Origin of the sequence: Pseudonocardia xinjiangensis (genome assembly GCF_012911925.1) — a bacterium.
Taxonomy (GTDB): domain Bacteria; phylum Actinomycetota; class Actinomycetes; order Mycobacteriales; family Pseudonocardiaceae; genus Pseudonocardia; species Pseudonocardia xinjiangensis.
Genome location: NZ_JAAXKY010000216.1, coordinates 1 through 9,331, shown reverse-complemented (window position 1 = coordinate 9,331; position 9,331 = coordinate 1). Strand labels below are relative to the sequence as shown.

11 protein-coding genes are annotated in these 9,331 nt (G+C 73.7%); 2 read left to right on the top strand and 9 right to left on the bottom strand.

Annotated elements, in window-relative coordinates; translation table 11 throughout:
- A partial coding sequence (locus tag HF577_RS35015) for a hypothetical protein (protein WP_169400293.1) occupies positions 1–284 on the bottom strand: 284 nt, incomplete at its 3' end.
- A 79-nt stretch (positions 285–363) separates the two neighbouring features.
- Positions 364–1,119, bottom strand: a complete 756-nt coding sequence (locus HF577_RS35010) for a lysophospholipid acyltransferase family protein (RefSeq protein ID WP_169400296.1) — start codon at positions 1,117–1,119, stop codon at positions 364–366.
- Between the two features lie 197 nt (positions 1,120–1,316).
- Here HF577_RS35010 and HF577_RS35005 point away from each other — a divergent pair, with 197 nt between their 5' ends.
- Positions 1,317–1,754, top strand: coding sequence for a hypothetical protein (locus HF577_RS35005; RefSeq protein WP_169400292.1), 438 nt, complete (start codon positions 1,317–1,319; stop codon positions 1,752–1,754).
- Between the two features lie 32 nt (positions 1,755–1,786).
- Here the strand turns inward: HF577_RS35005 and HF577_RS35000 are convergent, their stop codons facing one another.
- The 6 genes from HF577_RS35000 to HF577_RS34975 form a co-directional block, all read right to left on the bottom strand.
- A complete protein-coding gene (locus tag HF577_RS35000; RefSeq protein ID WP_169400295.1) occupies positions 1,787–2,737 on the bottom strand; it encodes an ROK family glucokinase in 951 nt (316 codons plus the stop codon).
- Positions 2,738–2,783: 46 nt separating this feature from the next.
- Entirely contained in the window at positions 2,784–3,146 is a 363-nt protein-coding gene (locus tag HF577_RS34995; protein WP_169400291.1) for a hypothetical protein, read from the bottom strand.
- Complete coding sequence (locus HF577_RS34990; protein ID WP_169400290.1) at positions 3,143–4,369, bottom strand: ArsA family ATPase; 1,227 nt, start codon at positions 4,367–4,369, stop codon at positions 3,143–3,145. The genes HF577_RS34995 and HF577_RS34990 overlap by 4 nt, the downstream gene beginning before the upstream one ends.
- Before the next feature lie 36 nt (positions 4,370–4,405).
- Positions 4,406–4,846: an SRPBCC family protein gene (locus HF577_RS34985; RefSeq protein WP_169400289.1), complete on the bottom strand. Its 441-nt coding sequence runs from the start codon at positions 4,844–4,846 to the stop codon at positions 4,406–4,408.
- A 107-nt stretch (positions 4,847–4,953) separates the two neighbouring features.
- The gene (locus HF577_RS34980) at positions 4,954–5,742 is read right to left on the bottom strand and encodes a metallophosphoesterase family protein (RefSeq protein WP_169400288.1); all 789 of its coding nucleotides are present in this window, start codon (positions 5,740–5,742) and stop codon (positions 4,954–4,956) included.
- A 10-nt stretch (positions 5,743–5,752) separates the two neighbouring features.
- The gene (locus HF577_RS34975; RefSeq protein ID WP_169400287.1) at positions 5,753–6,145 is read right to left on the bottom strand and encodes a polyketide cyclase / dehydrase and lipid transport; all 393 of its coding nucleotides are present in this window, start codon (positions 6,143–6,145) and stop codon (positions 5,753–5,755) included.
- A gap of 111 nt (positions 6,146–6,256) precedes the next feature.
- On the opposite strand from HF577_RS34975, the gene HF577_RS34970 reads away from it, so the two are divergent.
- Positions 6,257–8,086 carry an AMP-dependent synthetase/ligase gene (locus HF577_RS34970; protein ID WP_169400294.1) on the top strand — a complete coding sequence of 610 codons (1,830 nt, stop codon included), beginning with the start codon at positions 6,257–6,259 and terminating at the stop codon, positions 8,084–8,086.
- A 31-nt stretch (positions 8,087–8,117) separates the two neighbouring features.
- Here HF577_RS34970 and HF577_RS34965 read toward each other — a convergent pair whose 3' ends face one another.
- Positions 8,118–9,266, bottom strand: a complete 1,149-nt coding sequence (locus tag HF577_RS34965; protein WP_169400286.1) for a glycosyltransferase family 4 protein — start codon at positions 9,264–9,266, stop codon at positions 8,118–8,120.
- Between the last annotated feature and the right edge of the window lie 65 nt (positions 9,267–9,331).

Here is a 9,331-nt window from a genome sequence, read left to right as displayed (position 1 = left end):
ACCTGGGCCAGCGTGGGGGCGCCGGCGCCGAGCGAGTCCTCGGGGCCGCGCAGCGACGCCGACCACGCCGTGGTGCCCGCGACGACCACGACGGCGACGACACCGAAGGCCGCCCACGGCGCGATCCTGCGGATCCATGTCTGGGGGACGGGGGGAGGACTGGTGGAGGCCGTCACGACCGGGACGTACGTGGTGGGGATGTCGTCCACCCGGACGAAGGTCGTGGGCGACTCGTCGTCGGGTGGAGGGTTGTCCCGTCTGACCACATCGACCCATCGCGGCACCGGCTGACTGTATTACATCGACCCATACGCCGCTGCTCCGAGTGGGTGTACGAGTGGGTGTGCACACCCACATGGGTGATCAGCTGGCGCGGGTGCCCGGCACTCGGCTGGCCGACCGGGCGTTCCCGTCGGTCTCCTGGAGGTCGTCGGCCTTCGCCTTGGCCGCCCGCTCCTTCACCGACGCCGCGTACATGTCCACATAGGTCTGCCCGGACAGCTCCATCAGGGCGTACATGATCTCGTCGGTCATCGAACGCTCGATGAACCGGTCGCCCGCCATTCCCGCGTAGCGGGAGAAGTCGAGGGGCTCCCCGATCTTGATGTGCACCTTGCGGGGCCGCCACATCCGGGACCCGATCGGGTTGACCTTGTCGGTGCCGATCATCGCCACCGGGACGACGGGGACGCAGGCCTCCAGCGTCATCCTGGCGACGCCCGTCTTGCCCTTGTACAGGCGGCCGTCGGGCGACCGGGTGCCCTCCGGGTAGATGCCGAGCAGCTTGTCCTCACGGAGCAGCCGCACGGCCGTGTCCATCGCCGCCTGGGCGGCCGACCCGCCGGACCGGTCGATCGGAACCTGGCCGACCCCGGAGAAGAACGTCTTCTTCAACCAGCCGACGAGCCCGGGCTGGGTGAAGTACTCGCGCTTGGCGAGGAACGTGATGCGCCGCGGCACCAGCAGCGGCAGGAAGAACGAGTCGACGACCGCGAGGTGGTTGCTGGCGAGGATGGCGCCGCCGCGCTCCGGGACGTTCCCGACTCCCTCGATCGTGGGCCGGCAGAACAACCGGAGCAGCGGACCGAGGAGCACGAACTTGGACCACCAGTACAGCACCTGGGCGTGCCCCCTCCACCTCGACTGCGCCAGCCTACGGACGCCCGTCACACGGCGACAACGGGCACGGCCGATCGCAACCGATGCGTGCCCCGGCGCCTCCTCTTCGTCGGCCCGGCATGCCAGGATGGTGGGGGCCGAGCCGTTCCCGCCGCAGGGGCGACGGGCTCCGACCGCGGGACGAGTGAGGAGGCCGCGTGAACCGGGATCCCGACGAGCGCGCGCAGCCCGACGGCGGCGCCGCCCCCGACGAGTTCGACGCGATCGTGGCCGGCTGGCGCCGCGAGGGGCAGGTGCCCGAGTGGCCCGCCGCAGCAGAGCCGGCCGGCGCGCTCTTCGAGCCCCGCCCCACCACGGTCCCGGAGCCGGCCCCAGCCGCCGACGACGAGCACTTCATCCCGCCTGAACCGCCCCCGCTCCCCCGGCTCGGACCACCGGCGTTGGTCGGGCTGGTGCTGCTGGCGCTGGGTCTGGTGCTCATCATCGCGCCCGGGTGGGTGGGCGTGCCGCTGGCCTACGGGCTGCCGCTGGGCCTCCTCGGGCTCGCCGCAGGCCTCGGGTGGCTCGTGCTGCGCCTGTGGCCCGATCCGCCCGGCGACGGCGAGGACGACGGCGACGACGGAGCCGTGGTCTGACGGTCCCGCCGCCGACCGGCGGCGTCAGGACCTCAGGACTGCAGCACCACCTCGCGCGCGAGCTGTGCGGCGCCCACCACCGCGGCCGCCTCCCCGAGCTGCGCGGTGCGGATCCGGGCGAGTGGCCTGCGGCCCGCCCCCGTCACGGTGGCGGCGTAGTGCTCGCGGGCCTCGTCGAGGAACAACGGGGCCGACCCCGACACCCCGCCCCCGATGACCACGAGCTCCGGGTCGAAGACGTCGGCCACCAGCGCGAGCCCCTCCCCCAGCCAGCGGGCGAGGTCGTCCATGGCGGCGCACGCCACCGGGTCGCCGTCGCGGGCGGCGGCGGCCACCCGCTGCCCCGTCACGCGGCCCGGGTCGCCCGCGACGAGCCTGCGCAGCACCGGGGAACGCCCGGGGTCGCGGGCCAGCAGCTCGACGGCGGTGGTGGCGAGCGCGGTGCCGCTGCAGTACCGCTCCCAGCAGCCGTTCTTGCCGCACGGGCAGGGACGTCCGTCCGGCACGACGCGGAGGTGGCCCAGCTCGGGCGCCACCCCGAAGGCTCCCCGGTAGAGGTTCCCGTCGAGGAGCAGCGCCGACCCGATACCGGTGCCGAGCGCGACGAAGACCGCGGTGGACGCGCCGGACGCGGCACCGAAGTGCCGTTCGGCGAGCGCTGCCGCGTTGGCGTCGTGCTCGACGACGACGGGCAGCCCGACGCGTTCAGCGATCCGGTCGGCGACCGGGGCGTCGCGCCAGGACAGGTGCGGGGCGAACCGCACCCCGCGCCGGTCGGGCGTGACGAAGCCGGCCAGCGCGAGCCCGACGGCTCCGACGCGGTACCGCCCGGCCAGCTCGCTGATGACGCCCGCCAGCGCGGCCTCCAGCGCGGCCTCGCTACGCGGGGTGGGCGTGCGGGCCGTGTCGTGGACGTTCCCCTCCGCGTCGACGACACCGGCGCGGACACTCGTACCCCCGACGTCGACGCCGACGGTCAGCACGGGCACGGACGTGAGCACGGACACTCGACGGTTCTCCCACCGGCGGTCACCGGGGCACCGGGCCGCGATCGATCACGATGTGCTGGACGCGGCGCTGCGGCGGGTCGGGCTCGGCCGCCGGGGAGCCGTGGGGTGCGGGGGCGCCCTCCTCCAGCGCGGCCCGCAGCACGTTCAGCAGCCCGGAGGCATACGCGGCGAGCTGCCCGGCGAGCTCGGGGTGGTCCCCGCGCAGCGCGGCGAGTAGGGCGCACACGGGGCAGTTCGCGCAGGTCTCGGCGGTCTGCGTCACCGGCTCGGTGCGCATCCGCTCCAGGACGGGCTCGAGCCGGTCGAGCGTGCTCAGGACGAGTGCGCGCAGCTCGGCACCGAGCCCGGCGTGCTCGTTGCAGCTTCCCGCGGTGGTCGTCATCGGAGCCATGCTGCCGGGTCGGGGGTGAACGCCACCCGCAGGTCGTCACCGGAGAGGCGCGCGCCGCTCACGGTGCACCGGCGCAGCACCGACGGCAGCGCCACCATGCGGCGCGTCGGGCCGGCGGTGACGGCCAGGTCGTCGTCGATCCGGCTGAGGTCCAGGGTGCTCGCGACGACACCGGGCAGGTGCAGCACGAGCTCGAACTCGGAGTCGAGCGACCGGCCCCGGCCTGCCGTGCGGCGGATCTGCAGCAGCGGCTCGGGCGCGGCCCCCGCTCGCGGGGCCGGGTCGGCGGAGCCGTAGAGCGACCGCGCCACCTCGAGCAGGGCCGGGATGCCGGTCGGCTCGGCGGCGGCATGGGGGGCGGTGCGCAGCGAGACCGGCATGCCGCCGAGCTCCGCGAGCACGGCCTGTTGCTCGGTGTGGCGTTCCCGCAGCCAACGGCCGGCCGGTCCCCTCAGCGACGGCGGTGGTCCGGGGAGCACCCGGTTCGCGACCAGCCCGTCGACGTGCAGGCCGTGCAGGGCGAGCGCGGTGAGCGTGCGGCGGGTCTCGGCCAGCACCATGCGTTCGGGGGTGAGCACCAGCCGGATCGACGTCGTGGTGTGGTCGGCGAGCATCGCGCGCAGCCCGGTGAGCTGCTCGGCCAGCACATCGAGGGCATCGACCGTGCGGTCCCAGGCCGGCTGCGCATCACGTCCCGCGCCGGTGAGGCCGGCGAGCAGGCCCCGCACCGCGCGCCGGTGGGCGGGGAACAGCCGTTCCAGGTAGCCCGACAGCGCCTCCGGCAGCGCCAGCAGCCGCAGCGTCTCGGCCGTGGGGCCGCAGTCGACGATCACGACGTCCCACGTTCCGTTCTCGGCGGCGCGGCGCACCTCGCCGAGAGCGAGCAGCTCCTCGACGCCGGGCAGCACCGTGAGCTCGTCGGCCACCAGCTCGTCGACGCCGGCGCCGGACAGCAGGATGCGGAGGTGGCCGCGCAGGGGACCCCACGAGTCGTCGAGGAGTGCCCTCGTGTCGATGTGCGCGGCCGAGAGGCCGGGCTCCAGCTCGGTGGGCTCGCCACCGAGCTCGCACTCCAGCGCATCGCCCAGGGAGTGGGCCGGATCGGTGGACACCACCAGCACCTTGCGCCCTGAGCGCGCGAGGAGAGCGGCCGTGGCCGCAGCGAGAGTCGTCTTTCCGACGCCTCCCTTACCGGTGAAAAGGACGACGCGCACGACGCGGAGGGTAGCCGCGGGATCAGCGATGATGCGTCATGGGGCGCTTTCGACCCGACGTTTCAGCCCCTTGAGTGCAGTGTCGATGATCACCTTCTCCGCCTTGCGGCGCAACATTCCGATCATCGGGATGTTCAGGTCGACCGCCAGGCTGTAGGTCACGGTGGTCTCCGACCCCGTGCCAACCACCGTGTATGACCCGTTCTGCGCTTTCTGGATCTGGCCTTTCACCAGCGTCCAGCTCACCGACCGCGCGTCCGGCGCCCAGGTGTAGTCGAGCGTGTAGGAGTCCTTGATCGGGCCGGCGTCCATCGTGAACTTCACTCGTTCGGCGCGCCCGTCCGCGTCGCTGCCGAGCACCTCGACGCTCTTCACCTGCGAGGCCCATTCGGGATAGGCCGGGAAGTCGGCGATCACTGCCATCACCCGCTCCGGTGGGGCGGCGATGGTGATCGTGGAGGTCGTAGCGTCGGCCATGGCGGCAGGCTACCGAAGGGATGCGCGCAAGCCCGAACATCCAACCCAGGAAGGTCGATCCCGGACCCGAACATCCACACGGGAGGGCCGGTCGCCGCCCCGCAACATCACCAGCGCAGCACGTAGGGCACGCCCGTCCGGCGGAAATGACCGACGTTGACGCACTCGGTCCGGCCCACCCGCACCCGGGCGGCCAGTGGCTGGTGGACGTGCCCGAACAGCGCCGCCCTCGGCCGGTCCCGGTGCACGACGTCCAGCAGCGCGGACGCGGCGGCCTCCGGACGGCGCGACACCACGTCGAACGCCAGTTCCGGCACCGCGGGCGGCACGTGGCTGCACAGCACGTCGACCGGGCCCAGTGCGTGGACGGCGGCCGCGAACTCCTCGGCGTTGCGCAGGTGCGGGGTCCAGGGACCGCTGCGGCGCAGCATCTGTCCCGCCGGCAGTGGCGCGCCGCCGACGAAACCGAACCGCAGCCCACCCACCGGGACGACGTTCCCGTCGGGGAGGCTGAGTCCGGGCCGCTCGTACTCCGGCCACAGCCGGGGCATGTCGACGTTGCCGGGGATGGCGTAGGTCGGGGCGGTCATCGCGCCGAACAGCAGGTCGTACTGCTCCCGGACGGCGTCCTCGACCACGGCGTCGGCGTCCTGCACCCGCGACCATGCGCCGCGGATGTACGCGATGAGCTCCCCCGGCGCTCCGTGCGTGCGCAGGTGCGCGAACCGCTCGCTGACCTCCGACCCGAGCACCCGGCCCAGGATGCCGGCGGCCGGATCGCCGTAGTCGACGTACTCGACGAGATCGCCCAGGACGACCAGCGCGTCGGCACCCTCGCCCGCCCGGGCGAGCGCTTCCACGTTGCCGTGCACGTCGGAGACCACGTGCACGCGCATGGCCGTCAATTTACGTCGGTGCCTCGCCCGGCGCGCGTCCCGCCTCCAGGCGGTCCTTGCAGGCGAACGCGAGTGCCTTGGCCGCGCGCTGGCGTCGGCGGGCCTCCGCGGCGCCCCGACGGGCCGAGACAGGGCGCGGGGCGCCGTCCGGTCCGGCCGGGTCGGCCCGCAGGAAGTAGTGCAGCACGGTCCCGTCGAGCACGGGTTCGAGCCAGACCTCCATGCTGCCGACCAGCGCTCCCTGCACGGTCCAGCGCAGTCCCTGGACGCCTCGGTCGGTCATCACCTCGAGGCGCAGGTCGGGCCACAGCACCGGCCAGCGCGCGGGCTGCGCGAACTCGGCGGCCACCACCTCGGGGGCCACGGCGAGGAACGTCTCGTCCATCACGTCGACCGACGGCATGGGCGCAGCCTTCCGCACCGGATCACGCCGTCGCGCCGGGGCCTGCCCCGGCCTTGAACTGCACGGTAGGTTCCCATGAACGACAGCCGGACCGGCCAGGAGGAAAAGACCGTGCGCGAGTACAGCGTCCCCGCAACGGTCCGTGTCGGCGACGAGGAGAACCTCGTCGACGCGGTCTACGACAACGCCGCCCAGGACGCCGCCGCACCGGCCTTCCGCCGCCGTACCGGCGCCGACGGCTCGTGGATGGAGATCACCGCCGGCCAGTTCGCCGACGAGGTCACTTCCGTGGCGCGCGGGCTGATCGCGGCCGGAGTCGAGCCCGGCGACCGGGTCGCCCTGCTCTCCCGCACGCGCTTCGAGTGGGCCGTCATCGACTACGCCGTGCTCGCCGCAGGCGGCGTCACCGTGCCGATCTATGAGACGTCCGCCGCCGAGCAGATCAACTGGATCCTCGCCGACTCCGGAGCGGTCGCGATCGTCGTCGAGTCGGACAAGCACCGAGCGCTCGTCGAGAGCGTCTCGGACGACCTCCCGGTGCTGCGGCACGTGTGGCAGATCGAGGCGGGCACCGACGGGTCGTCCGCGGCGATCGAGCAGCTCACCGCGCTGGGTACCGACACCCCGGCCGACGAGGTGCACGCCCGGCGGCAGGCGGTGGGGGTCGACGACCTGGCCAGCCTGATCTACACCTCCGGCACCACGGGCCGTCCGAAGGGCTGCGAGCTCACCCACGGCAACCTGGTGTGGGAGGCCAAGACGCTGGCGCGCGAGTTCTCCACCGTGTTCACCGACAGCGGGTCGTTCCTGCTGTTCCTGCCGCTCGCCCACGTGTTCGGGCGCGCGCTGCAGTACTGCGCGGTCGCCAGCCGCACCGTGGTCGGCCACACGCCCGACGTGTCGACCCTGCTACCCGATCTCCAGTCGTTCCGTCCGACGTTCCTGCTCGGCGTGCCGCGCGTGTTCGAGAAGGTCTACAACGGGGCCCGCCAGCGCACCCACGACGACGGCAAGGGCCGCATCTTCGACGCGGCCGCCGAGACCGCGATCGCGTGGAGCCGGGCCCAGGACACCGGCGGCCCCGGGCTCGCCCTCCGGCTACGGCACGCGCTGTTCGACAAGCTCGTCTACAGCAAGCTGCGCGGCACCGTCGGCGGCAGCGCCGTGGCGGCCGGTTCGGGCAGCGCCCCGCTGGGCGAGCGGCTCGGCCACTTCTTCCGCGGGGTCGGCCTGCCCATCCTCGAGGGGTACGGCCTCACCGAGACCAGCGCGGCGGTCACGATCAACACCCTCGCGGCCCAGCGGATCGGCACGGTGGGACGGCCGCTGCCCGGCCACTCCGTCCGCATCGCCGACGACGGCGAGATCCTGCTGAAGGGTCCCGTCGTCTTCCGGCGGTACTGGAAGAACGAGACGGCCACCGCCGAGGCGATCGAGGACGGCTGGTTCCACAGCGGCGACCTCGGCGAGATCGACGACGCCGGCTATCTGTCGATCACCGGCCGCAAGAAGGAGATCATCGTGACGGCGGGCGGCAAGAACGTCGCGCCTGCCGTGCTCGAGGACCGGCTGCGCGCGCATCCGCTGGTCAGCCAGTGCATGGTGATCGGCGACGCACAGCCGTTCATCGCCGCGCTGGTCACGATCGACGCCGACGCCCTGCCCGGTTGGCGCGAACGCAACGGCAAGCCCGCCGGTGACGGCGTGGCCGACCTCGTCGACGACGCCGAGCTGCGTGCGGAGATCAGCAACGCCGTCGCGGAGGCCAACAGGGCCGTCTCCCGCGCCGAACAGATCCGCGAGTTCCGGATCCTGCCCGTCGACTTCACCGAGGCGGGCGGCGAGATGACGCCGACGATGAAGGTCAAGCGTGCCGTCGTCGTGAAGACCTTCGCCGAGGACATCGCGAGCATCTACAGCACCCCCAAGAGCTCCGCCTGACCCGGCGCGCCCGGACAGTCCAGTGCAGGCCTCAGGTGGCCGCCGGGAGCGGGGCGCCGGACAGCAGAGCGCGCAGGCGGGCCACGCGGGCGGGCCACGCCCACTCCTGCAGCATCCACTCGCGCCCGGCCGCGCCCATCGTCCTGGCGCGGTCCGGGTCGGCGAGCAGGCTCGACAGTGCGTCCGCGACGGCCTCGACGTCCCGGCCGTCGACGACGTGGCCGGTGCGACCGGCCTGCACCGTCTCCGGCGCGCCGCCGGAGTCGCCGGCCACCACCGGCAGCCCGCACGCGGCGGCCTCCAGCAGCACGATGCCGAGGCCCTCGACGTCGAGCCCGCGGCCGCGCGTGCGGCAGGGCAGCGCGAACGCGTCCCCGACGGCGTGATGGGCCGGTAGCTCGGCGGCCGGTACCGGGCCGGTGAACACGACGTGCTCCGCCGTGCCGGTGGCGGCGGCCAGCCGGTGCAGCCGGTGGCTGTCCGGCCCGTCACCGACGATCAGCAGGCGCGTTCCCGGCACCCGCTCCCGCAGCCTGGGCAGGGCCCGGATCAGGACGTCCTGTCCCTTCCGCGCGACCAGCCGGGACACACACGTGACGACGGGCGCGTCACCGAGGCCGTGGCGGCGGCGCAGCTCGGCGCGGGCAGCGGGGTCCGGGCGGAACACGGCGGTGTCGATCCCGGACGGCATGACCTCCAGGGCCGCGTCCGGGCCGAACGCGGCGGCCACCCGCCCGCGCGTGTAGCGCGAGATCGTGGTGAGCGCGTCGGTGTCGGAGCCGATCCGGCGCAACGCCTGCCGGGCACCGGGCAGCATCGCCCAGCCCACCTCGTGACCGTGGGTGCTGGCCACGACCCGGGTGATGCCGGCCCGGCGGCGCAGCCCGGGGCCCAGCAGGGCCAGTGGTGCCGACGCCCCGAACCACACCGTGGTCGCACCGTGCTCGCGGGCGAGAGCGGCCGCCCGCCGGGCGACGCCGGGGGTGGGCACCATCAGGGACGTCGGGTGCCGGTGCACGGGGTAGGAGCGTGCGGCGTCGAACTCCGCCGCGCCCGGCCAGGCCGGTGCGTAGACCGCGAGCTCACCGGCGGGGAGCCGGTCGGCGAACGCCTGCAGGTACGTCTGGATGCCGCCGGTGCGGGGCGGGAAGTCGTTGGTCACCAGCAACGTGGGCGGCACCCGCGCGACGCTAGTGCAACCCGTTGCGGGCCCGGAGATGAGATCGGGCGGCGGCCGGCCACATC